The sequence below is a fragment of the Bacillus sp. LBA3-1-1.1 genome, from assembly GCF_040676495.1.
Classification (GTDB): Bacteria; Bacillota; Bacilli; order Bacillales; family Bacillaceae_G; genus Bacillus_A; species Bacillus_A nitratireducens.
Genome location: NZ_JBEGIB010000024.1, coordinates 130,031 through 152,945, shown reverse-complemented (window position 1 = coordinate 152,945; position 22,915 = coordinate 130,031). Strand labels below are relative to the sequence as shown.

General features: G+C 35.9%; 20 protein-coding genes and 2 pseudogenes. 14 read left to right on the top strand and 8 right to left on the bottom strand.

Annotated features, from left to right (window positions below; translation table 11 throughout):
- Window positions 1–151 precede the first annotated feature (151 nt).
- The 4 genes from MRBLBA3_RS19495 (at window position 152) to speB (ending at window position 3,833) form a co-directional block, all read left to right on the top strand.
- A complete protein-coding gene (locus tag MRBLBA3_RS19495; protein WP_000276567.1) occupies window positions 152–559 on the top strand; it encodes a MerR family transcriptional regulator in 408 nt (135 codons plus the stop codon).
- A 5-nt stretch (window positions 560–564) separates the two neighbouring features.
- A complete protein-coding gene (locus tag MRBLBA3_RS19490) occupies window positions 565–1,728 on the top strand; it encodes an MFS transporter (RefSeq protein WP_363383052.1) in 1,164 nt (387 codons plus the stop codon).
- Window positions 1,729–1,914: 186 nt separating this feature from the next.
- The gene (gene speE, locus MRBLBA3_RS19485) at window positions 1,915–2,742 is read left to right on the top strand and encodes a polyamine aminopropyltransferase (RefSeq protein ID WP_000424696.1); all 828 of its coding nucleotides are present in this window, start codon (window positions 1,915–1,917) and stop codon (window positions 2,740–2,742) included.
- A 218-nt stretch (window positions 2,743–2,960) separates the two neighbouring features.
- The gene (gene speB / locus MRBLBA3_RS19480) at window positions 2,961–3,833 is read left to right on the top strand and encodes an agmatinase (protein ID WP_001209821.1); all 873 of its coding nucleotides are present in this window, start codon (window positions 2,961–2,963) and stop codon (window positions 3,831–3,833) included.
- A 283-nt stretch (window positions 3,834–4,116) separates the two neighbouring features.
- On the opposite strand, the gene MRBLBA3_RS19475 is transcribed toward speB, so the two are convergent.
- Window positions 4,117–5,154 carry a PTS sugar transporter subunit IIC gene (locus tag MRBLBA3_RS19475; RefSeq protein WP_363383049.1) on the bottom strand — a complete coding sequence of 346 codons (1,038 nt, stop codon included), beginning with the start codon at window positions 5,152–5,154 and terminating at the stop codon, window positions 4,117–4,119.
- Window positions 5,155–5,388: 234 nt separating this feature from the next.
- Between MRBLBA3_RS19475 and MRBLBA3_RS19470 the strand changes: the two genes are divergently transcribed.
- Window positions 5,389–5,751: a YxeA family protein gene (locus MRBLBA3_RS19470; protein ID WP_000779925.1), complete on the top strand. Its 363-nt coding sequence runs from the start codon at window positions 5,389–5,391 to the stop codon at window positions 5,749–5,751.
- A 25-nt stretch (window positions 5,752–5,776) separates the two neighbouring features.
- On the opposite strand, the pseudogene MRBLBA3_RS19465 reads toward MRBLBA3_RS19470, so the two are convergent.
- Window positions 5,777–6,762, bottom strand: a pseudogene (locus MRBLBA3_RS19465) (S66 family peptidase).
- A 202-nt stretch (window positions 6,763–6,964) separates the two neighbouring features.
- Between MRBLBA3_RS19465 and MRBLBA3_RS19460 the strand changes: the two are divergent.
- The 3 genes and pseudogenes from MRBLBA3_RS19460 to MRBLBA3_RS19450 form a co-directional block, all read left to right on the top strand.
- Window positions 6,965–7,402: a DUF1934 domain-containing protein gene (locus MRBLBA3_RS19460; protein WP_000744340.1), complete on the top strand. Its 438-nt coding sequence runs from the start codon at window positions 6,965–6,967 to the stop codon at window positions 7,400–7,402.
- Window positions 7,402–9,072 carry an arginine--tRNA ligase gene (argS, locus tag MRBLBA3_RS19455; RefSeq protein WP_363383045.1) on the top strand — a complete coding sequence of 557 codons (1,671 nt, stop codon included), beginning with the start codon at window positions 7,402–7,404 and terminating at the stop codon, window positions 9,070–9,072. Before MRBLBA3_RS19460 ends, argS begins: the two co-directional genes overlap by 1 nt.
- A gap of 103 nt (window positions 9,073–9,175) precedes the next feature.
- Window positions 9,176–9,427: pseudogene (locus MRBLBA3_RS19450) on the top strand (anti-sigma factor); the annotation flags it as partial.
- A gap of 42 nt (window positions 9,428–9,469) precedes the next feature.
- Here MRBLBA3_RS19450 and MRBLBA3_RS19445 read toward each other — a convergent pair.
- Together MRBLBA3_RS19445 and map are read right to left on the bottom strand one after the other, a co-directional pair.
- Entirely contained in the window at window positions 9,470–10,870 is a 1,401-nt protein-coding gene (locus MRBLBA3_RS19445; RefSeq protein WP_098319422.1) for a M28 family metallopeptidase, read from the bottom strand.
- 538 nt (window positions 10,871–11,408) lie between these two features.
- Window positions 11,409–12,203, bottom strand: a complete 795-nt coding sequence (gene map, locus MRBLBA3_RS19440; protein WP_116733419.1) for a type I methionyl aminopeptidase — start codon at window positions 12,201–12,203, stop codon at window positions 11,409–11,411.
- A 157-nt stretch (window positions 12,204–12,360) separates the two neighbouring features.
- On the opposite strand from map, the gene MRBLBA3_RS19435 reads away from it, so the two are divergent.
- The 4 genes from MRBLBA3_RS19435 to MRBLBA3_RS19420 are packed head-to-tail and all read left to right on the top strand — an operon-like array spanning window position 12,361 to window position 15,724.
- Complete coding sequence (locus MRBLBA3_RS19435) at window positions 12,361–13,263, top strand: ABC transporter ATP-binding protein (protein WP_000411119.1); 903 nt, start codon at window positions 12,361–12,363, stop codon at window positions 13,261–13,263.
- On the top strand, window positions 13,260–13,994 hold the full coding sequence (locus MRBLBA3_RS19430) for an ABC transporter permease (protein WP_001202437.1): 735 nt from the start codon (window positions 13,260–13,262) through the stop codon (window positions 13,992–13,994). The genes MRBLBA3_RS19435 and MRBLBA3_RS19430 overlap by 4 nt, the downstream gene beginning before the upstream one ends.
- Window positions 13,995–15,125, top strand: coding sequence for a sensor histidine kinase (locus MRBLBA3_RS19425; RefSeq protein WP_000572046.1), 1,131 nt, complete (start codon window positions 13,995–13,997; stop codon window positions 15,123–15,125).
- Window positions 15,122–15,724, top strand: a complete 603-nt coding sequence (locus MRBLBA3_RS19420; RefSeq protein ID WP_000619272.1) for a response regulator transcription factor — start codon at window positions 15,122–15,124, stop codon at window positions 15,722–15,724. The genes MRBLBA3_RS19425 and MRBLBA3_RS19420 overlap by 4 nt, the downstream gene beginning before the upstream one ends.
- Before the next feature lie 12 nt (window positions 15,725–15,736).
- On the opposite strand, the gene MRBLBA3_RS19415 is transcribed toward MRBLBA3_RS19420, so the two are convergent.
- Entirely contained in the window at window positions 15,737–16,060 is a 324-nt protein-coding gene (locus MRBLBA3_RS19415; protein WP_090813699.1) for a bacillolysin, read from the bottom strand.
- A gap of 411 nt (window positions 16,061–16,471) precedes the next feature.
- Here MRBLBA3_RS19415 and MRBLBA3_RS19410 point away from each other — a divergent pair, with 411 nt between their 5' ends.
- Window positions 16,472–17,335 carry a helix-turn-helix domain-containing protein gene (locus MRBLBA3_RS19410; protein ID WP_000542918.1) on the top strand — a complete coding sequence of 288 codons (864 nt, stop codon included), beginning with the start codon at window positions 16,472–16,474 and terminating at the stop codon, window positions 17,333–17,335.
- Between the two features lie 147 nt (window positions 17,336–17,482).
- Window positions 17,483–17,629 carry a quorum-sensing peptide PapR gene (gene papR / locus MRBLBA3_RS19405; protein WP_000734740.1) on the top strand — a complete coding sequence of 49 codons (147 nt, stop codon included), beginning with the start codon at window positions 17,483–17,485 and terminating at the stop codon, window positions 17,627–17,629.
- A 17-nt stretch (window positions 17,630–17,646) separates the two neighbouring features.
- Here papR and MRBLBA3_RS19400 read toward each other — a convergent pair whose 3' ends face one another.
- The 3 genes from MRBLBA3_RS19400 to cls all read right to left on the bottom strand — a co-directional run bounded on the left by MRBLBA3_RS19400 (window position 17,647) and on the right by cls (window position 22,629).
- Window positions 17,647–20,289 (bottom strand): DUF4084 domain-containing protein, encoded by a 2,643-nt coding sequence (locus MRBLBA3_RS19400; RefSeq protein ID WP_363383037.1) that lies wholly within the window; start codon window positions 20,287–20,289, stop codon window positions 17,647–17,649.
- A gap of 160 nt (window positions 20,290–20,449) precedes the next feature.
- Window positions 20,450–21,403 (bottom strand): UV DNA damage repair endonuclease UvsE, encoded by a 954-nt coding sequence (gene uvsE / locus MRBLBA3_RS19395; protein ID WP_212088670.1) that lies wholly within the window; start codon window positions 21,401–21,403, stop codon window positions 20,450–20,452.
- Between the two features lie 32 nt (window positions 21,404–21,435).
- A complete protein-coding gene (gene cls, locus MRBLBA3_RS19390) occupies window positions 21,436–22,629 on the bottom strand; it encodes a cardiolipin synthase (protein ID WP_363383033.1) in 1,194 nt (397 codons plus the stop codon).
- Between the last annotated feature and the right edge of the window lie 286 nt (window positions 22,630–22,915).

Here is a 22,915-nt window from a genome sequence, read left to right as displayed (position 1 = left end):
ACGGAAATCTCCTTATCGTTTCTTTTCTTTCATTATGAAACTGCTTTTGGAAAAATACAATTGAATAGGATAAACATTTACAAAAGTCTAACAGTTGCACAAAAGTTAACGTTAACGTAAAATGTAATAATTGAGTGAAGGGAGGAATAACATGTATAAAATTGATGAAGTCACAAAGCAAGTTGGTTTAACAAAACGTACACTTCGTTATTATGAGGAAATTGGTTTAATTCATCCCCCAGAACGTAGTGAAGGGAACATTCGCCTGTATACAGACGAGGACATCGCCAGAATTAAACGGATTGTGGAAGCAAAAGAAGTGTTAGGAATTACGCTTCAAGAAATGCAACATTTCTTATCGTTAAAAGAAAGAATGGAACAAAGAAGAAATAGCGAGAATCCTCGTGATCGCGAAGTGATTCAAGAGATTAAAGAGATGCTTGAAAAACAAGTGCAAACGCTAGACGAGAAAATGGAGCAAATGCAGCGTGTAAAGGCTGAACTCGAAGATAGCTTACATCGTGCAGTGACATTTTTAGAGAGTACAAAAGGAGAATGATCAAAATGGAGAGCAAACAAAAATTAGGGAGATTGATTACAGTGGTGGCTACCTTCCTTGCCTTTTCGGGTATAGGGGTAGTCGACCCAATCTTACCAAGTATTGCTGAACAAATTGGTGCATCGCATTGGCAAGTAGAGATGCTATTTACAGCATATATTTTAACGATGGCAATTATGATGTTACCAGCTGGAATATTTGCATCAAGATTTGGTGATAAACGAATGATGACGATTGGTCTTGCGATTGTGACTGTATTTGCGTTTATATGCGGTATATCGCAAACGATTGCTCAATTATCTCTTTTCCGCGCTGGGTGGGGATTAGGAAATGCGATGTTCTTTGCAACGGCGATGACATTATTAATTGCATTAAGTAAAGAAGTTCATGAAGCAGTAGGATTATATGAAGCAGCTATCGGTTTAGGGATGGCAGGTGGACCTTTATTAGGCGGGATATTAGGTGGACATTCTTGGCGTTACCCATTTTTTGCGACGAGTATTTTAATTTTCTTAGCATTTATTTTAGTTTTCTTTTTTGTAAAAGAACCGGAGCGAAAAGTGAAGCGTAAAGCGGCAGGCGTAGGAGAATTACTTAACCTGGTGAAGTATAAACCGTTTATGCAAGGTGCTATTTCGGGAATGTTATACTACTACGGATTTTTCGTCGTGTTAGCATATTCACCACTGATTATGCATTTATCTGCTATTCAATTGGGATTTGTATTTTGTGGATGGGGATTAGCATTAGCTTACGGATCAGCAATTTTAGCGCATAAGTTAGAAGGTAAATATGAACCAAAAACATTGTTAAAAGGTAGTTTACTCGTATTTGCGATTTTCTTAATTGCACTATTCTTCGTTAAAATCATGTGGTTACAAATCGTGTTAATCGTTCTATCAGGATTAGCATCAGGATTAAATAACGCGTTATTTACAAGTTATGTAATGGATATTTCACCTTATGAAAGATCTGTTACATCAGGTGTTTATAACTTCGTTCGTTGGTTAGGTGGCGCAATTGCTCCAATTTTATCAGGAATCATCGGCCATACAGTTTCACCACAAAGTCCGTTTTTAGTCGGTGGAATTGTTGTGTTAGTTGGTTGCGTAATGATCTTAATTCCGATTCGTAAACCGGTAGAAATAGAGACAAAACCCCTTTCTTAAGAAAGGGGTTTCTTTCCTATTACAGAGCAAACCCTTTTCGTATATATGTTAGAACCCTCTGACTAAAATATATTTTCGGTATTTTTGTACTTTTAACTATACTTTTTGGATGTTTTGTTTTATTTTTGTTAGGGGACATTAATGATGTCCCTATTATAAATTTGCATTGAAAGGCGTGATTGTACGATGGAACTATGGTTCACTGAAAAACAAACAAAGCATTTTGGAATTACGGCGCGTATTAACCGCACATTACATACGGAGCAAACAGAATTCCAAAAACTTGATATGGTTGAAACGGAAGAGTTCGGAAACATGCTTATTTTAGATGGCATGGTTATGACAACAGAAAAGGACGAGTTCGTTTATCATGAAATGGTAGCGCACGTACCTTTATTTACACATCCAAACCCTGAAAACGTATTAGTTGTAGGTGGTGGCGATGGTGGTGTTATTCGTGAAGTGTTAAAACACCCAAGCGTAAAGAAAGCAACTCTTGTTGAAATCGATGGAAAAGTAATTGAGTACTCTAAACAATACTTACCATCAATTGCAGGCGCATTAGATAATGAGCGTGTAGAAGTAAAAGTAGGAGACGGTTTCCTACACATCGCAGAAAGCGAAAATGAATATGACGTAATTATGGTAGATTCTACTGAGCCAGTAGGCCCAGCAGTAAACCTATTTACAAAAGGCTTCTACGCTGGAATTTCTAAAGCGTTAAAAGAAGATGGTATTTTCGTTGCACAAACGGACAACCCTTGGTTCACACCAGAACTAATTACAACTGTGTTTAAAGACGTAAAAGAGATCTTCCCAATTACTCGTTTATACACAGCGAACATTCCAACTTACCCAAGTGGACTTTGGACATTCACAATCGGATCTAAAAAACATGATCCACTAGAAGTAAGTGAAGAGCGTTTCCACGAAATCGAAACGAAATACTACACAAAAGAATTACACAATGCAGCATTCGCATTACCGAAATTTGTTGGCGATTTAATTAAGTAAGAGCGTTAAATTGAAATAAATAAAGTGTAAGTAACTCATTTAAGGTGTTTGTCTAGAAGGCTTGAACATGCTAGTTACTTACACTGCTACAAATGAAGTAGTCTTCTTGTGATAACAAGAAGGCCCAGGTAAATCGAGAAAGAGGAGCAATGCGCTCCAAATTTGAGAAATAGTGAAAGGTTGGGATACCTTAAGTTCCACATAAGGAGGAAAAGAATATGCGTTTTGATGAAGCTTATTCAGGTAAAGTATTTATTAAAAGTCATCCAAGTTTTGAAGAGTCAGAGGCAGTTATTTACGGGATGCCTATGGATTGGACAGTAAGTTTCCGTCCAGGATCTCGCTTTGGCCCTGCACGTATTCGTGAAGTATCAATCGGTCTTGAAGAATATAGTCCGTATTTAGATCGTGAACTAGAAGAGGTAAAATATTTTGATGCGGGTGATATCCCATTACCATTCGGAAATGCACAACGCAGCTTAGACATGATTGAAGAGTATGTATCAAAACTTTTAGATGCCGGTAAGTTTCCACTAGGTCTCGGCGGTGAGCACTTAGTGTCTTGGCCAATTTTTAAGGCAATGGCAAAAAAATATCCGGATTTAGCAATCATCCATATGGATGCCCATACTGACTTACGTGAGTCATATGAGGGAGAGCCTTTATCCCACTCTACACCAATTCGTAAAGTGTGCGATTTAATTGGTCCGGAAAACGTATATTCTTTCGGTATTCGTTCTGGAATGAAGGAAGAATTCGAATGGGCAAAAGAAGTAGGTATGAACTTATACAAATTTGACGTATTAGAACCGTTAAAAGAAGTATTACCGAAACTTGCAGGACGCCCAGTCTATGTCACAATTGACATTGACGTATTAGACCCAGCTCACGCTCCTGGAACAGGAACGTTAGAGGCTGGAGGTATCACATCTAAAGAGCTATTAGATTCCATCGTAGCAATTGCAAATTCAAATATAAATGTAGTTGGAGCAGATTTAGTAGAAGTAGCTCCAGTCTACGACCATAGTGATCAAACACCAGTTGCAGCAAGCAAATTCGTGCGGGAAATGCTGCTCGGCTGGGTGAAGTAAAAGCGGAGGCAGCTTGTTCAGAATCGCAGGTCATTGGAACGCTCGACCGAGAAGCGCTTTTGGCTTCGAATGAGAGTGTGAAATGGCCGGAGATTCTAGCTGCTGTAGCTGGATAAAATAAAAGCGGAAACGGCTCGCTCAGAATGTGAGGGGGATGGAGCTTCAGACGTAGAGGCGCTTTTTGCCTCGAAGGAAGAAGCGAAGCCACCGATCATTCTAGCCGTTGTAGCTGGATAAAGTAAAAGTAAAGGCCTCCTAAGTCTAGGAGGCCTTTACTTTTTTCTTATGCAACTTTCTCTCCCGAAGCAATTCCGCGAATTTCATCAGCAGAACGGATTGGATATTTGCGGAATACAATTGATCCAATGTATCCAACAATAGTGGTAACGATTCCACATAATACGGCAGCGAGCGTTACTTTTATTACATCATTGAATCCGAACAAGACGAGAAGTCCTGGAATTGGTGATGCTGTCCCTGGTGCATTATTAACGAGCTGGAATAGCGACGTAATAATACCGGCAAGCGCACCGCCAACAAAGTTGGTCATATAGATAGGGATTGGGTTTGCTGAGACAACATCGGCTTGTGTTAACGGCTCGATTGCTACAGCGATTGTATCTTTCTTTGAACAAATTTTTAGTCGTTTAAAGAAAATAAAGTTCATTGGTGCAGAAGCTGCTACGGCAAGACTACCAATTGCCATTGGTAAACCTGTTAATCCAAGCATTGCAGTTAGTGCCATAGAACTTAATGGAGATGTAGAAATAACTGTTATTAATCCACCAAGCATAATACCCATAATGATAGGACTTTCTGTAGTTGCAACTGAAATCATAGAACCGATTTTACCGAGTGTTGCGTTAACGAGTGGATCCATAAGCATGGCCATTCCACGTGAGATTGGTGCAGCGATAAATAGAATTGCTAAAAACTCTACACCAGCTGGTAATTTCTTTTCGAGAAATTTCACGACGAAGGCACAAACGTATCCGGCGAAAAATCCTGGTAAAATGCCGAATCCACTAGTAGCGATACCGATTAAAACAGCGTATACGGGTGAAACGCCAATTGCTAATGCTACTAAAATTGCTGCTGCAACACCGCTCATACTACCAGAAGCTTCTCCTACTGATTGTAAAAAGTCATTATGAAACATTTCTCCACCGATATAACGGTGAAATGCTTCAATAAGAAAACTTGCGATTGCTGCATTAGCTAAAGCACCCATCGCTTTCATTCCGTAAGGCGCACGGTAACTGAAAAGTGTAAATAGACAAAGTACAACAAGTAATAGTGCTAAACCTTGCAAGATAGCCATTTGAAAACTGTCTCCTTTGATTTTTGTAATAAAAATTTGTATCATTCAATAATAATATAAAAGTTTGTTAAACGGAAAAATTTTTTATTGGGAAATTGCTGTAAGGTGAAAAACTCTTACAATAATGTAAGGAAAGTGTAAGGCATTTCGATAGAGTATAGAATGCTTTTTTTCGTATAATACAGGTATAGACATACGGTTAGTGAGAAAGAAGTGCAAACAGGAGGCGCATTTATGAAATTGGTAATTAAAGTTTTAGCTGTGTTCGCCATTATTTTAGGTGGAACAGCGTACTATTTAAACACAAAAACAGAAGGTGTGCATGCCTTTGTAGACAACTTCTTTTCAAATAAAGAAATCCAAGATTATTATGCTGTTATAGATAAAAGTGAGAAAAAAGACGATGAATATTTGTATACATTTAAAGGGTATACAGAAGACGGAAAGCTACAAGTTATTAAAAGAATGGTGAACCGTGAATTACATACGGGTGCTTTTATAAAAATTTATGCAAAAGGTATGCAGGGAAAAGGATGGGCTGAAATTCCAAAAGAATCAATCCCACAAAAAGCGTTGCAAAAAATAGAAAAACCATAAAAGGAGCGAATCGTTCGCTCCTTTTTTACTGCGTTACAATTGTAATGGATGTGTTCTTTTTATTAGAAGTGATTTTTGCTCTTCCGCCAATTGGGAAAGTAAAAATAGGAGTTGTATGTCCGAAACTTGCGTTTGCGATGATAGGTATATGTGTAAGTTCAGGCTTTGAAGCAATCATTTCTTGAATGTCTTCTATCGTACATTCTGCTCCTTTTTGCATTCTTCCTATAACAATGCCTTTTACATGTTCAAAGTCAGGTTGCTGCATAAGAGAATGTAAATATCGATCAAAAGTTTTAAGGGTAGCTTTTCCGGTTAAACTATCCTCTTCAAGAAATAAAATTTTGCCCTGTAAGCTTGGCATATATGGTGTACCTTGCAGTAAATTAAATGTGCTCATATTACCACCAATAATATCTCCCGTCGCTTCCCCTTCTTGAATTGAAACATACCCTTCATTTTTAATAAATTCTCGATTTTTTTGATCTATATACCAAGAATCATCGCTCCACGTTTCAGATGGCAGGACTTCAATAGGCTCCTTAGAAGTTAAGCATTTTAAAAAGTAATCAGTCGTATACTCGAGGCCTTTCTCCATTCCAAATGAAGAGAAATGGGGCCTGAATATGTAACGAGTCCTGTTTTTGCGTAAATGGCATTATTTAAAGCGGTAATATCAGAATAGCCACAGAAAAACTTCGGATTTTCTCGAATTAAATCATAATCGAGATGTTTTAATAAACCGTTAGAGTTGTATCCTCCAAGTGTCGTCAAAATTGCTTTTACATTAGGGTCTTTAAATGCTTCATGAAAATCTTGAACGCGTGAAGAAATAGAAGAGGAAGCAAATTGATCTATCTCATCAGCATATTTTGAGAATGTAACTTGAAAGCCCATGTCGGTTAATCTTTTTACAGCAAGCTTTCTGTTTTCTGTGGAGACAATACTTAAACTACAAGATGGTGAAATAACTCTAATTTCATCATCTTTTTTCAATTTTGTTGGTAGCACCAAATTCACCCCTTAAAAAGAAAGAATATTTAGATTTAAAAAACATTTTATCATATGAAATAAAGTGAAGGTGAATTATTTTTTGAAAAGGAGTTTTCCTGATTTTTCAGCAGACAGACAGCGTCTTTTTTTGATATGATAGGAAAAGTGATTTATTATAAGTAGTATTTAATATCTATAACATTTGAAGGGTGTGCAAGACGTGAAGAAACAACTTGCAGGCTTGCCGGTACACGTTCATTTCGTAACAGAAATCCGTGAAGGGGCGAGGAAGGAAACCGTTGCTTTTGAAGCAAATGGTCAATACTATGTAAAAGGTCAAGGTACATATATAACATTCCAGGAGCCGAACGAACAAGGCGAAGTGAAAACAATTATTAAAATTCAAGATGAACAAGTTCTCATTATGCGTTCAGGTGCTATTTCTATGCGTCAGACGCATGTGAAAGGTGAATGGACAACTGGTACGTATACGAGTGAACTTGGTACGTTTGCGTTGCAAACGAAAACTGATAACGTTCTTTTTAAATGGTCGGATGAAAAGAAAAAAGGACAACTCTTCTTAACGTACGCATTGCTTCTAAGTGAACAAGAAGCTGGCAGATATACAATTACAATTAATTTGAAGGAGGCAAAATAATGAATTCTTTAGAACAAGTAAAAGGATTGATTAAAGAAGAAATTCAAGCTGCTGTATTAAAGGCAGAATTAGCAACAGAAGAACAGATTCCAAACGTTATATTAGAATCTCCAAAAGATAAAACAAATGGTGATTTCTCTACAAATATGGCAATGCAACTTGCACGCGTTGCGAAAAAAGCACCTCGTATGATTGCAGAAGAATTAGTTGCAAACTTCGATAAAGCAAAAGCTTCTATTGAAAAAATTGAAATCGCAGGTCCTGGTTTCATTAACTTCTACATGGATAATAGCTACTTAACAGACTTAATCCCAACAATCGTTAACGCTGGCGAAGCTTACGGTGAAACGAATACTGGTAAAGGTGAAAAAGTACAAATTGAGTTCGTATCTGCGAACCCAACAGGTGACCTTCACTTAGGACATGCACGTGGTGCGGCAGTAGGTGACACTTTATGTAACGTATTAGCAAAAGCAGGATACGATGTATCTCGTGAGTACTACATTAATGACGCTGGTAACCAAATTCATAACTTAGCTCTTTCTGTTGAAGCTCGTTACATGCAAGCTTTAGGTCTAGAGAAAGAAATGCCAGAAGACGGATACCATGGTGCGGACATCATTGGAATCGGTAAGCTTTTAGCTGAAGAATTTGGTGATCGTTATGCAAAAGCTGATGCAGAAGAAAGCTATGAGTTCTATCGTTCATACGGTTTAAAATATGAGTTAGCAAAACTTCAAAAAGACTTAGAAAGCTTCCGTGTTAAGTTCGATGTATGGTTCTCAGAAACATCATTATACAAAAACGGAAAAATTCATGCTGCACTTGCAGTATTAAAAGAGCGTGATGAGATCTTTGAAGAAGGCGGAGCAACTTGGTTCCGTTCAATGACTTACGGTGACGACAAAAACCGTGTGTTAATTAAAAATGACGGTTCTTACACATACTTAACGCCAGATATCGCTTACCACCGTGATAAATTAGAGCGTGGTTTTGATAAGCTAATCAACATTTGGGGTGCTGACCACCACGGTTACATTCCTCGTATGAAAGCTGCTATTCAAGCGCTAGGTTACGATAAAGAAACACTTGAAGTAGAAATCATCCAAATGGTACAACTGTACCAAAATGGTGAAAAAATGAAGATGAGTAAGCGTACAGGTAAAGCAGTTACACTTCGTGAGCTTATGGAAGAAGTAGGCGTGGACGCAATGCGTTACTTCTTCGCAATGCGTAGTGGTGATTCTCATTTAGACTTCGATATGGACTTAGCTGTATCAAAATCTAATGAAAACCCAGTATACTATGCACAATATGCTCATGCTCGCGTATGCAGTATCCTTCGTCAAGGTGAAGAGTTAGGATTAGCTACAGGCGGAGACGTGAATTACAAACTTGTTACTTCTGAGAAAGAAGTAGAGTTACTGAAAAAACTTGGTGAATTCCCAGCTGTAGTTGCGGATGCAGCGCAAAAACGTCTGCCACACCGCATTACAAGCTATGCATTTGAATTAGCAGCAGCATTACACAGCTTCTATAATGCAGAAAAAGTATTAAACCAAGATAACTTAGAATTAAGTAAAGCTCGTTACGAATTAATGAAAGCAGTACGCACTACACTTCAAAATGCATTAGCAATCGTAGGAGTATCTGCACCAGAAAAAATGTAATAAAGAAAAGCAGAAGCGGATCGTTTAGAAAAGTAGAAGCTTATAAAAAGGCAATCACAATAACGTGTGGTTGCCTTTTTTCATTGAATGTATTAGAAAATGAAAGGATATCGCTTTGCAGTATGATAAAGATACGACAGTAACGTTTTCGTATGAAACAGATGCGAAACGTGGCAACTTATGTTTTAGCTTGTATGAGGAACAAGGTGAAAAAATAAAGGAATTAAAAGAAGTATGTGAGTCTAAAAAAGGTGTTTTTACAGCCACTTTAAAAGAAAATAAAAAATATACATTTAATATAAGTGGTTTGAAAGTGAAAGATGGTTTTGTAAAAGTAGATTGGAAAGAAGAATAAAATGTAAAGAAGCCACCAAGTAATTGGTGGCTTTGATTTGTATTAAGCAGCTTTTTGACCTGTTTGAGTAACAGGTTTTTGAAGGGTGTTATAAACACCAGTTCCGATAACTTCTAATGCCATTTTCATACGTTCGGGTGAAATGTTCTCAAATACATTATCTTGAGGCGTGTGATATACCTTTTCGATATGATAGATTAATGGATTCCAACTATCGACACCCATCCAAATAAATAGTGCAGAAGGAATACCCACTTCAGCAAATGGTACGTGATCACTAGAGCCGAATTTTCCTTGAAGAACGAGATCATTATTTAATTGTTTACCTGCTTGTAAGGCAGCATCTGTTACAAGGTTCGTTGATCCATCAGGAGTCATTGCATATAAATTCTTTGCTTTATCATAATTTGTTGCAACCATGTCTGCGTTAAAGACACCTAAAATTCGATCGCGTTCTTTTTGGGACAGACTATTAACATAATAATCAGAGCCAAGTAAGCCAGTTTCTTCAGAACCAAAAGCAATAAAACGAATTTCTTTATCAGTTTCTACATTTTGAAAAGCACGAGCTAATTCTAATACTAATCCTGTACCAGAAGCATTATCATTTGCCCCAGGTGCTCCAACGACACTATCATAGTGTGAACTTACAACAACAGCTTTTTCGTTACCTGTGCTATTTTTTGGTTTCTTTTTAGCGATGACATTTAGGGATGTTAAATTAGATTCATGTCTCGCTTTTAGGGAAAGCATTGTTGTCTCTTTTTTAGCAATTTCTTCTTTAAACGCATTTCCTTGAGCATAAGCAAGACCAAAGACGGGGATAGACTGCTTTTTAGTTAAGCGAGGATTGAAGGTTTGTCCGTAGTTTCCACGACCTCCAATTAAGCTGTATAAAAGCACACCTTTTGCCCCTTTACTAACAGCATTTTCAACTTGTTTATTATAATCTGCTACTGTTGCGCCTCTTTCGAATAAAACAATTTTTCCGTTTACCTCATTTGGAATATCGTCCAACTTTGTACCACCTTGAACAAAGATAAGCGGAGCTGTAACAGCTTCTGTAGAAATCAGTGCATTTGGAGCAGCGCCAGCTTGCCAATTACGCTTTGTGGATAATGGTGATTCGATAAATCCAACGTATTGATCCGGTACTTGAAAGGGCTGATATTCTACTTCATATCCCATTGATTTAAGCTTCATACCAACATAGCGAGAAGCCCATTCTTCTGATTTTGTACCACCTGGGCGGGGACCGATTGTTTCGGATAAGAAACGGATATGCTCGATGGCGCGGCTTGCATCAACTTGTTTTGTAATAGATGGAGTTTGTGTAATTTCTGACGTGGAATCAGCTTTTGCTTGTCCGATTGGAGCTAAGCTAACGGCGAGTGATACAGCAAGCAAGGAACTTACTATTTTTTGTTTCAGCGATTTTTTCATTTTTTCCTCTCCCATTCTTCTATTCTCTCTGACTGACAAAAGAAGACGGATAACGACTTAATTTTAACTTTATATATCTGAATTTTCAATAATTTAATGTTGAGAAATAAAAAACGCTATATGCACATTTGCATATTTTTAGCAGATATATGTATGCTATCATTTTAAATGAAGGATCGCTTTCAGTTCTGAAGGCTCCTACATTGCATGAATCTAGTGTACCCAAACTTTAGATTATGTGGGGAAAAGAGCTCTGTCATAGGGTTTCTTTTCTTTTGTTTGAATCATGTGATGATAACTATGTTTCCGCATTTCATAATTATCATCAGTGATATATGTAAGGCATCCATATGAAAATACGAGGCTGTTCAAGAGTTTTCCGTACTTTTGGGCAGCCTCACCCCGTTAAAAAGGTGATACTTTGATGTATCACCTTTTTATTTTTATAAGCTTTCTGTTTATGGGGATATTACATAATTAAAATAATAAAAAAACAGCCGCTTTAGTAGAAGGAATCTACAAAACGGCTATTTTTTTATTATAGTTGAGTTAAAATAATTGGCTCGCCACGAGTGACGACAACTGTATGTTCACATTGTGCAACAAGGCTTTTATCTGGTGTAACGAATGTCCAACCATCATCACCGCGCTCAATAATATGATCAGCTTTCATAGAGATAAATGGTTCTACAGCGATAACAAGACCATCTTTTAGAAGCGCATTATCCATTGGATCATAGTAGCTTAGAATGTGGTTTGGAGCTTCGTGTAAGCTAAGACCAATACCGTGACCAGTTAAGTTTTGGATTACGTTATATCCACTTTTATGTGCAAAGTTAGAAACAGCACGACCAATTTGATTTTGTTTTGATCCAGCTTTTACTTTTTTCATTGCTTCCCAAAATGCATCTACTGCAGCTTGGCATAGCTTTTCTTTTTCTTCATCTTCTCCAAGAACAAATGAGATACCTGTATCTGCATAATAGCCGTCAAGTGCTGCCGATACGTCTACGTTTACTAAATCGCCTTCTTTTAATACACGATCGCCTGGAATACCGTGAGCAACTTCTTCGTTTACACTAATGCAAGTTACACCTGGGAATTTATATTCTTTTTCAGGCGCTGAAATAGCACCGTTCTCGTCTAATACTTTTTTACCAATTAAATCAAGCTCTTTCGTTGTCATACCTGGCTTCGCTTGTTTTTTCATTTCTTCGCGTGCAAGTGCAACGATGCGGCCGATTTTTCGTAAACCTTCTAAATCTTGTTCATTACGAATAATCATGAAAACCACTGTCCTTCCTCGAATATATGTCTTATCCGATTGTATCATGTTTGTTTTTGTACTGCTACTCGCGTGCGGTATGCGGGTTGATTCCTCTCATAGAGAATACATGACAATTGTCATATGGATGTCATGACGCATCATACTGTTTCCTAACTTTTCCAGAGCATACAATGTAAATATAAGAAACGGCGGGGGTGGAGAGATGGAAAAGATTATTGAAGTAAATGGTGTTTCTAAAACATTTAAACATAAAAAAGCAGTAAATAACGTTTCATTTCATGTGAATAAAGGGCAAATAGTAGCATTACTTGGCCCGAATGGTGCGGGGAAAACAACGACAATTTCAATGATGCTCGGGTTAAAAGATCCAACAGAAGGGAATATCTCTATATTTGGAAAGAGTCCGAAGCATAGAGATGTTCGCAATAGCCTCGGTGCGATGCTGCAAGAAGTAAGTGTGATTGATAGCATCACGGTAGAAGAGGCAATCGAGTTATTCCGTAGTTATTATACGAATCCTGTGGAGAAAGAAACATTACTGCAGTTGTCAAACTTAGAATCAGAACGAAAGCAAAGATGTGAGAAATTATCGGGCGGTCAAAAAAGAAGGTTAAATTTTGCACTGGCACTTGCAGGGAATCCAGACTTGTTATTTTTAGATGAACCAACTGTAGGGATGGACATTACATCTCGAAAAACGTTTTGGGAAACGATTCGAAAATTAGCAAGTGAAGGGAAAACGATTATTTTAACAACACATTATTTAGAAGAAGCGGATGCGTTAGCAGATCGAATTTTATTATTTGCGAACGGAAAGATTATCGCAGATGGCACACCGGATGAGATGAAAGCGACGATTTCTCGAAAAACAATCTCGTTTTATTCGAAAGAGAAAATTCCTAAGAGTTTACTAAAGGAATTACCGCATGTAACAGAAGTACAGTCAAATGAAGGGCGCTTCACTTTAACGACGGAAGATACAGATGCCACTTTACAAGCAATTTATCAGAGGAATCTACCTGTAACAGACGTTTCAGTTGAACGTGGAAGCCTCGATGAAGCATTTGAACAGTTTGTTGCAAATCAGAAGGAGGGAATCGCATGAGAGCATTATGGATGCAATGTAAAATAGAGGTTTTACGTACGTTCCGCAATAAATTATTCATCTTTTTCTCATTATTAATGCCAGTTATGTTTTATTACATCTTTACAAATGTTATTCAAGTCCCGCAAAACGGAGATGCATGGAAAGCACATTATTTAATTTCAATGGCGACTTTCAGTATTGTAGGGACTGCTCTTTTTAGTTTCGGTGTGAGACTTTCTCAGGAAAAAGGGCAAGGATGGACACATTTGTTAAAAATTACACCGCTTCCAGAGGGCGCATATTTAGCAGCTAAAATTATTGCTCAAACAGTAGTGAATGCTTTTTCAATTTTAGTTATTTTTATGGCAGGAATATTAATTAATAATGTTGAGTTAACGATAGGCCAATGGATTGGTGCAGGATTATGGTTATTACTAGGCGTGACACCATTTTTAGCCCTTGGAACAGTAATAGGTTCAATTAAGAAGGCGGATGCAGCTGCTGGCTTAGCGAATATTTTAAATATGAGTTTAGCTGTAATCGGTGGATTATGGATGCCAATTGAAGTATTCCCGAAAATTTTAAGATCTATCGGTGAATGGACACCAACATATCATTTCGGAAGTGGTGCATGGGATATTGTAGCTGGAAAGTCGATTGGTTGGGAAAATATCGCGGTACTAGGAGGTTATTTCCTTATATTTGTTGTAGTATCAATATATATAAGAAAAAGACAGGAAGCGGTATAAATGATAGAGAATAAAAGGTTTGAAGTTTTTCCGAAACAGATGGGTTTCTTCCCGTATATGTGGCTCGTGTATTTATTATTTCCAATCTATAATTTAACGCAAGTATCAGGATGGAAGCTTGTAATAGGGATCGGTATGTTGATAGTCTTCACTGTCACATACCGGCAGCTTTATTTTGTTAAGAAAACGTTCATTTTGTGGGCGTGTATTCAAATGATGCTCACATTCTCATTTGCTCTATTTTATAACCCCTTCATGATATTGTTTGGATATTTCACGGCGAGTGCGATGGGATTTGCGCCAAGTAAGAAAGCGTTTCGTGTGCTGTTAGGTTTATTAGTTGTAATGCTTGGAGCTTTTATATTTGTAAATGTTAATCAACTAACAATCCCGAGTTTAGTGAATATCGTTCCGATGTTTATTTTAATGCTTCTTACGCCATTTGGAATGCGTAATTTTAATCAGAAAAAGATGTTGAAAAATCAACTAAACGAAGCAAACGAACAAATTAAAGACTTAGTAAAACGCGAGGAACGGCAGCGAATCGCAAGAGATCTTCATGATACGTTAGGGCATACGTTATCTCTTATTACTTTAAAAAGTCAGCTTGTGGAGAAATTGATTGTGAAGAATCCAGAACGCGCAAGTATAGAGGCGAAGGAGATTACACAAACATCTCGTACTGCTTTAAAACAACTGCGCGAATTAATTTCTGATATGCGTATGATTACAGTGGAAGAAGAACTTGAGCAAATAAAAGCAATTTTACAAGCGGCTAATATTGAATTAGAAGTAAAACAAGCAGCTAATTCTAGTGCGTTATCACCAATTGAACAAAATATTTTAGGAATGTGTTTACGTGAGGCAGTTACGAATATTGTAAAGCATAGTAAGGCGACGGAGTGCATTGTATCTGTATTAGAATCGCAAGGTGAACTGATTTTGAAAGTAGAGGATAATGGCGTAGGTTTGGAAAATCAAAATCATGATGGAAACGGTATTCGCGGCATGAAGGAGCGGATTGCTCTTATTGATGGAGTAGTTGAACTGGATACGATTAACCCAGGAACATTGTTAACGGTGAAAGTTCCGATTGTAATTAGAACAGGAAAAGATGAGGTGAGGGCATGATTCGAATTATTATTGCAGAAGATCAACGAATGCTTCGTGGTGCATTAGGAGCCCTACTTGATCTAGAAGATGATATTGAAGTAGTTGGGCAGGCTGCGAATGGGGAAGAGGCGTTAAAATTAATCGAATCGCTAAAGCCTGATATAAGTATTATGGATATTGAAATGCCGATTCAAAGTGGTTTAGATGTTGCTGAAGCGCTGAAGAAGGAAAAGTCACCTTGTAAAGTAATGATTTTAACAACATTTGCACGACCAGGTTATTTTGAACGGGCAATGAAAACTGGTGTTCACGGGTATTTATTAAAGGATAGCCCAAGCGAGGACTTGGCTTCAGCAATTCGAAATGTCATGAAAGGGAAGCGAGAAATTTCGCAGGAGCTAATGTTTGGCTTATGGCAGGAACAAAATCCGTTATCAGATCGTGAAAAAGAAGTGCTGGTACTTGCGAAAGAAGGAAAGACTACAAATGAAATTGCTAAGATGCTCTATCTTTCGCCTGGTACAGTGCGTAATTATATTTCTGAAGTATTAGCAAAACTGGAAGCGAAAAATAGAATTGAGGCAATTACAATTGCGGAAGAAAAGGGATGGATATAAAAAGAAGTTTACCTATGAGTGGTAAGCTTCTTTTTTCTTATAAACAACGGTTTCACTAGAGAATTCCGTCTCAGCTGAGTTGCTTGGAATTTGAAGTGTAGTACGTAATGTAGATTTTGCTTCATTTTTCGACAAAAAATTTGTTATAGTAAGATTAGGTTGTTGGTCTAAATTTTGGACAACTTTGCCACTAACAGTTGTAATTACTCCATTTTTATCTACTTTTACAATGAGATCTTGAACATATACTGTATAGTTTTTGTAAGTTTGTGCAAGGCGAACTTCGGTTTTATTTTCTTTTGTATCTTTATTTGTAGGTTGGGAATCTACATTCATTTCAGTTGTCACTCACTCTTGTTGAGCTTTAGCCTCGTTTATCTCATCTTTTAAATACTTTTTCGCCATATTTTTTTCGTATTATTTTGAGGTTGTGTTAATTTTTTTATCTTTAAACTAGGCTGAGCAATTTCAACTTTTACTTCATTTTTGTCTAATTCTTGGGTGTGAACAGCTTCTGCTGATAAAGGATAAAGAAGACCGAATGTAACGAAAAGCACGAGCAAGTTTTCTATAATTTATCTATAAAACTTCTAATCTATTATTGTATGTGAGATGAATTGTATGGAAAATTTGCCGAATTTTATATATATTATGCATTATTTCATATCAAAAATTGTCGAATTCACATTATTGTAGTGGTATGACAACTTAACAAATTAGATTGTTATAATGGGATGGTGAGTAAGTATGCACGCAGAAAAATTAGGAAGTGAAATTAAGAAAATTAGGGTAATGAGGGGATTAACACAAAAACAGTTATCCGAGAACATATGTCATCAATCGGAAGTGAGCCGAATTGAATCGGGCGCGGTATACCCAAGTATGGATATATTGCAAGGTATTGCAGCGAAATTACAAGTTCCTATTATTCACTTTTATGAGGTACTTATTTATTCTGATATTGAAAGAAAAAAGTTATTTAAAGATAGAATTCAAATGTTGAGTAAGAAGAAACAATATGCTGAAATTTATAGCATTGTTTCAAATGAATTAAAAAAAGAAAAGTTTCATCCAGAATTTAATCAGTTTCTTCTTTGGTACTATTACTTATCTGCATATGTTTTACAGAAAATTAATTTTGAATATTGCATTTTAGAGTTAAAAAAAATTGTACATCAATCATACGGAGGGATAGATGTATTTCAAAATTTATATATTGAAAATTCTATTGCAAGTATTTGTGCAGAAAATAATCAATTAGATAGGGCAATAACTTCATTTCAAGCTATTTTAGAACGGTTAGAATCGCTACATAATAATGAGGCATTCACAGTTAAAGTTCGATACAATTATGCAAAAGCTTTATATTTGAGTGATCAGTTTGAAGAGGCATTGTATCAAGTAAATGAAGCAATTGAAGCTTCTCGGTATATGGGAAGTATGGAATTAATCGGTCAATTGTATTATCAAAAGGGCGAGTGTCTTGAGAAATTAGAATATTCATCAGATGATATTAAAGAAGTGTATAAAAAAGCGTCTTTCTTCTTTGATTTATTAGATTTACATTCTTACAAAGAGACGTTATTAAAAAAAAAGAAGTATTTAAATTAAAATGATTTGGAATATGTATAATGGTATATTTCGTAAGTTATATCCACAAAAAGTAATGAAATATCCAAAAAATGGGTATGCATAATTGCATAAGTTGTGGATAAATTTTCATGATATATTAAAAGAAAACGATGTGGGTGATGGAATATGAAAAAACTACTTATTGGTAGTCTATTAACGTTAGCAATGGCATGGGGTATTTCATTAACAGATACAGCTTTAGAGAAAAGCCAAGTAATTTCTCATAATGATCAAGAGGTACAATTAGCTTCAGATTTACCATTTGAACATTAAAAAAACAACCGTCTTACTTAGACGGTTGTTTTTTTGTGGAGTAACATCCAAACATCTTTACTAGAAACAGGCTTGCTAAAGAGGAATCCTTGAATGTGGTCATAGTTTTGTTCGTGTAAAAACTTCCATTGTCCTTCTGTTTCTACACCTTCCGCAATAACCTCTAAATTTAATTCTTTTGATAGCTTAATAATGGAAGCGATAATCGCTTCTTCTAAAGGGCTATTTGTAATTCCACAAATAAACTCTCGAGCAATTTTTAATGTATTGATTGGATATTTCGTTAAATAAGCTAAAGAACTGTAACCAGTTCCAAAGTCATCGATTGAAATTTGAATACCGAGATTTTGAAGTTGCTCTAGTTTTGCAACTACAGATTGATTTTGATTAATGGCAATACTTTCTGTAATTTCAATATCCAGTGCTTCCGGTTTTAGTTCTGTTTCTTCTAAAACCTTTGAAATAGTTGGGATTAAATCTGCATGGTTAAATTGAACAACAGATAAATTCACACCTACTTTCAAGTGAGAAAACCCTTGATTATGCCATCTTTTTGCCTCTAAGCAAGCGGTACGTAAAATCCAATTACCAAGTTCAATAATAAATCCTGTTTCCTCTGCTAGAGGAATAAATTGGGCAGGTGATACAATTCCGAGTTTTGGATGTTTCCAGCGAATTAATGCCTCAAAACCGATAATTTGTTTTGTTTTTGTATTTACTTGCGGTTGATACTCAAGGAAAAATTCATTTTGTTGCAGAGCCTTTGAAAGTTCACCTTCTAGGAAGTGTAGTTCATTTTGCGCAACACTCATTTCTTTTGAGAAGAAAATGAATCTATTTTTCCCATTAGCTTTTGCCCGGTACATAGCCATATCTGCATTTTTCATTAATTCGGTTACATCGGTTCCGTATTCCGGAAACATTGCAATTCCGATACTCGGTGTAACAGAAAGTTCTTCATCTTTAATGAAGTAAGGCTTATTTAAGATGGTTAAAATTTGTTCGGCTATAAAAGCAGCACTTTTTTCAGAGTACATATCGGGTAATAGGATCGTAAATTCATCTCCGCCTTGGCGGGCAACGATATCTTTTGAACGCAAACATCCACGTAATCTTTTTGCTACTTCAATTAATAATAAATCTCCGACATCATGACCGAGTCGATCGTTAATTTTTTTAAATCGATCTAAGTCGAGGAACATGACGGCAACGTCATTAGTGTTGTTTTGCGCTGTATTTAAAATCGTTTTTAAATCTTTTTCGAATTTTCGTCGATTCGGTAGTCCTGTAAGTGCATCATGGAAAGCCAAATGCTCTACTTGTTTTTGTTTTTCATATAAAGTTGTAATATCACGTGCTATACCAAACATCCCAACAACTTCTTTATTTATAAAAATAGGGATGAATGTAATGTGAAGATAATAATAGCCTTCTTTTTCTTTTGTTCGAATTTCTAGAGTTTGTGGTCTACCTTCTTTTGTACTTTGTAAAGATTTCTTCAATAATTCATGATCTTGTGGATCGATGAAGTGTAGAAGAGAATAGCTTGTTACTTCACAGTAATAGGCTGTAAATAAACTTTCACAAGCCTTATTAGATTGTTGAAAAATCCCGTTCATATTTAAAGAAAAAACAGCATCAGGATGATCTTCGAATAAAGACTTATAACGCTGTTCACTTTTTGATAGGGCAGATGCACCTTCTTCGACCTTTCCTTCTAGTTGTGTAGTCAACTGTTCGTACGTATCGATTAATACTTGATTATCTTTCCACATGTAAAGTTGTCGTAGGAATAATAAGATTAGTGATAATACTAGACCGATTAGCATGAACTTATCGTCCCAAGGCTGAATGACAATAAAGGAAAAAGTAATGATTATACTAAAATAAGGTAATATAAAGCGTACATAATCGAATCGATAATACTTCATTTTCGTTTCATGTTGCATTGGTTTATCCAAAATGTACAGTATGGACGATAAACCGATTAGTAAAATCGAAGCAGTATGTATTAAATAAGAGACTTCAGAAGAAGTTTCCATTCCTTTGTTTAATTGGAACAGATGTATATATCCGTACACAAGTATGATAGTAAAGCCGATAATTAATGAGATTCTACTAGAAGAATATTGTTCTCTCCTATATAGGCTAATAACGGCGTAAATTACTAATGATTGTGCGATAAAATACCCAATCAAAAGCCACGTGTCCGTCGTCAACATACGAAAGCTAGAAATATCTAAAATAAAGGTTAGGGTAAAATAAATATTCATAATAACAATGAAGATGCTATCGAATGAAAATTGAGCAAGACCTCTAATGGAGTAATGTTTTATAAACTTTATAGCAAATCCAGAAAAAAGCAAAATATATTGTATGATGAAAAAAGGTAGTGCTTTATATGAGAATATGACTTGATCATAAATAGAAAGTGACTGAAGAAATAAAGTTATTTCCATAATTAGTCCACATATGCAAGTACATAGTAGTAAAACCCAAAATAGTTTGTCACTGCTTTTCATCTTCTTAATTGCTTTATATAAGCAATAGCAAGAAAAGAGTGCCGCAAAGCAAAATAAGAAAAGAATTCCAATTTCTTTTATATTTAAATTCCTAGGGATAAGAAATATCCAAAGAGAAAATATAATTATATACATCATGACAAAGTGTACATATTTTTTTGATTAATCATATTATGACTCCGTTTCAATAAAGTTGAATCACAGGTGGAAAATGCTAATTCCAATCATAGCATATAAAATAGGGTGTTTTTTACTATAAAAATTACTTTTTTTGAAAAAAATAGCGCAACATTACAATTTACCATTGCAATGTTGCGCTATTTATTCTTTTTATTCCTCTTATAGAGGATAGTTCACATATTAATTGTAGCATTGCTAAATCTTTCTGTTTACTTTCAATCATAATATCGAAATTATGATCAATTTTTTTTGTAATGTGTAAAAAAGGTTTAATAAAGTCTAAATCAATATAACCTGCGTGGGCCCTAAATTCTTTTTCTGATTTAGGAGAAGAAATATGAATCTTAGGAGGGACATTTGTATGTGACCAAGTTTTAAATATCATAGGAAGTAATTCTTCTAGCGGTTCATTACAAAGGTTCGCTATATGATGATGATAATCGAACACGAAAGGGATTTTTTCTTTTTGGCAAATAGCCAAAGTTTCAGAAGTTGTATATGTTTTATCATCATTTTCAAGAGTCATTTGTTTTTTTATATGGTAAGGAAGTTTCTGTATGTTTTCATGAAAACGTTCGATTGCCTTCTCCTTATTTCCATACGCGCCACCTACATGGATATTAATGTAGGAAGAATCTGCAATTCCCATAGCATGTAACACGTTATAATGATAGGTCATATCTGTAATTGCATTAGTTGTAATATGTGGTTTGTCGCTTGTAAATAGTGTGAATTGATTTGGGTGAAAACTTACGCGTATATTGTGTTCTTGAATTAATGCTCCTATTTTACGCCATAGTGGAGCGAATAGTTGAATGTAATCAAATTCAACTTCAGGGTGTGTTGCAAGCGGAACGATAGAAGACGATAAACGATATAATGGAATTTCGTGTGCAATATTGTAATGAAGGATGCGTATTGTGTGTTCTAGATTTTGTAGTGTGACATTATATAATTTATCTTCACGCTCTTGTTTTTTTAGTTTTTTCCAGCTTGTAAATGTCATTGTTTTGGCAGGCGAACAGTCCCAGAGTGCCATTGCATGTGAGACATATCCAAACCGTATAATCATAAAGGATACACCTCTTTTATTCATCGACTTTCCTATAAGAAGAACGCAAGTATCGTTCCTATCCATTCTTTGCCCCTATCAATAAGGGAAAGCGGGCTGACATCGTCAAAGGAAAGTAATGACGCATTTTTTAGATCTTCATGGAATTTATTTTTAACTTCTTGTATGAAATGTTTATCGTACAAAAGGCAGTTGATTTCATGATTAATATATAAACTTCTCATATCAAAATTAGCAGTTCCGATATCACAAATATGATCGTCTACTATAATGATTTTTGCGTGAAAAAACCCTTGCTGAAAAGCGTAAATATTACAACCAGCTTGTATTAACTTTCGGCAATATGGGAATTTTGCTTCTCGAACGAGGGCGTGATCAGCCTTTTGTGGAACGAGAATAGTTATTTGAACCCCACGTTTTTGTGCGTTTAATAATGCGTTCATAATTTTTTTTCCAGGAATGAAATAGGGTGTACCGATAAAGATTTCTTTTTTCGCGCTTTCGATTAATTGTAAAAATGTATTTTGTAAATAGGCACCATCAGTAGGGATAAAACGATGTAGAACGGTCCCTGGTTGTCGCTTAGGAAAATAAAGAGATGAATCTAATAAATTTTGGCCTGTATCGTCGAGCCAATCATGTAAAAATTGTTTTTGTAAATCTTGTATCCCTTCTCCTGTAAGACGTAAATGATAATCTCGCCATAATCCTAACTTTTGATTATGTCCTAAATATTCCTCGCCAATATTAAATCCACCAATATAGCCAATTTCCCCGTCAATAACTGTAATTTTTCTATGATTTCTTTGATTTGCAGAAAAGAAAGGAAAAGGAAATTTTACTTTGTGACAAAATGAAAAAGAGACACCATGCTTTTGTAGCGAGTAAATCGCTTCTTTTGATAAATAATGACTGCCAAACCGGTCGAGTAAAAGTCTTACTTCAATCCCTTCTTGTGCTTTATCGATAAGTAACTTTAAAAACTTACGACTTATCTCATCGCTTTTTACAATGAAAAATAAAACGTGTACATGGTGTTTCGCCTGTTTTATATCAGTAAAAAGGGCGTCATACAAATCTTTTCCGTATGTATAAAGGTGAAAATCACTTTGACGTAAAGGGAAAGAACGAGAACGCACACGCTTTAAATGAACAATTCTCCCATAAGAAAGATCGATTACAATCCAGAGAGCGCTGCCTATTAACACGAGAGATAAGAAGAACATGAGTAAATTCCCTCCTTCACGGTCTTTTCACCATCAGTTTTTTACAAATCAAAATTTCACTTTACCCCGATTGGTGTGGGCTAATAGTCAGTAGGGAATAAACAGCTCCCTACTGATTAAAGTTTCACTTTATAGTTTCACCCAAATAAACAGCTTTATTAAAAAAATGTGTTGTTGTATAACAAAAAACTGTTGACTGAATGCTCACTCATTATATAATGGAAATAGGGGATACAATTCAGAAAATTATATATTTTCGAAGATTCTAAAAAAGAAAGAGGGCTTA

Excerpts from the sequence above, each read along its gene's own strand:
- MRBLBA3_RS19495 (WP_000276567.1), top strand. The coding sequence starts at position 152 with ATGTATAAAATTGATGAAGTCACAAAGCAAGTTGGTTTAACAAAACGT.
- MRBLBA3_RS19490 (WP_363383052.1), top strand. The coding sequence starts at position 565 with ATGGAGAGCAAACAAAAATTAGGGAGATTGATTACAGTGGTGGCTACC.
- speE (WP_000424696.1), top strand. The coding sequence starts at position 1,915 with ATGGAACTATGGTTCACTGAAAAACAAACAAAGCATTTTGGAATTACG.
- speB (WP_001209821.1), top strand. The coding sequence starts at position 2,961 with ATGCGTTTTGATGAAGCTTATTCAGGTAAAGTATTTATTAAAAGTCAT.
- MRBLBA3_RS19475 (WP_363383049.1), bottom strand. The coding sequence starts at position 5,154 with ATGGCTATCTTGCAAGGTTTAGCACTATTACTTGTTGTACTTTGTCTA.
- MRBLBA3_RS19470 (WP_000779925.1), top strand. The coding sequence starts at position 5,389 with ATGAAATTGGTAATTAAAGTTTTAGCTGTGTTCGCCATTATTTTAGGT.
- argS (WP_363383045.1), top strand. The coding sequence starts at position 7,402 with ATGAATTCTTTAGAACAAGTAAAAGGATTGATTAAAGAAGAAATTCAA.
- MRBLBA3_RS19445 (WP_098319422.1), bottom strand. The coding sequence starts at position 10,870 with ATGAAAAAATCGCTGAAACAAAAAATAGTAAGTTCCTTGCTTGCTGTA.
- map (WP_116733419.1), bottom strand. The coding sequence starts at position 12,203 with ATGATACAATCGGATAAGACATATATTCGAGGAAGGACAGTGGTTTTC.
- MRBLBA3_RS19435 (WP_000411119.1), top strand. The coding sequence starts at position 12,361 with ATGGAAAAGATTATTGAAGTAAATGGTGTTTCTAAAACATTTAAACAT.
- MRBLBA3_RS19430 (WP_001202437.1), top strand. The coding sequence starts at position 13,260 with ATGAGAGCATTATGGATGCAATGTAAAATAGAGGTTTTACGTACGTTC.
- MRBLBA3_RS19425 (WP_000572046.1), top strand. The coding sequence starts at position 13,995 with ATGATAGAGAATAAAAGGTTTGAAGTTTTTCCGAAACAGATGGGTTTC.
- MRBLBA3_RS19420 (WP_000619272.1), top strand. The coding sequence starts at position 15,122 with ATGATTCGAATTATTATTGCAGAAGATCAACGAATGCTTCGTGGTGCA.
- MRBLBA3_RS19415 (WP_090813699.1), bottom strand. The coding sequence starts at position 16,060 with ATGAATGTAGATTCCCAACCTACAAATAAAGATACAAAAGAAAATAAA.
- MRBLBA3_RS19410 (WP_000542918.1), top strand. The coding sequence starts at position 16,472 with ATGCACGCAGAAAAATTAGGAAGTGAAATTAAGAAAATTAGGGTAATG.
- papR (WP_000734740.1), top strand. The coding sequence starts at position 17,483 with ATGAAAAAACTACTTATTGGTAGTCTATTAACGTTAGCAATGGCATGG.
- MRBLBA3_RS19400 (WP_363383037.1), bottom strand. The coding sequence starts at position 20,289 with ATGATGTATATAATTATATTTTCTCTTTGGATATTTCTTATCCCTAGG.
- uvsE (WP_212088670.1), bottom strand. The coding sequence starts at position 21,403 with ATGATTATACGGTTTGGATATGTCTCACATGCAATGGCACTCTGGGAC.
- cls (WP_363383033.1), bottom strand. The coding sequence starts at position 22,629 with ATGTTCTTCTTATCTCTCGTGTTAATAGGCAGCGCTCTCTGGATTGTA.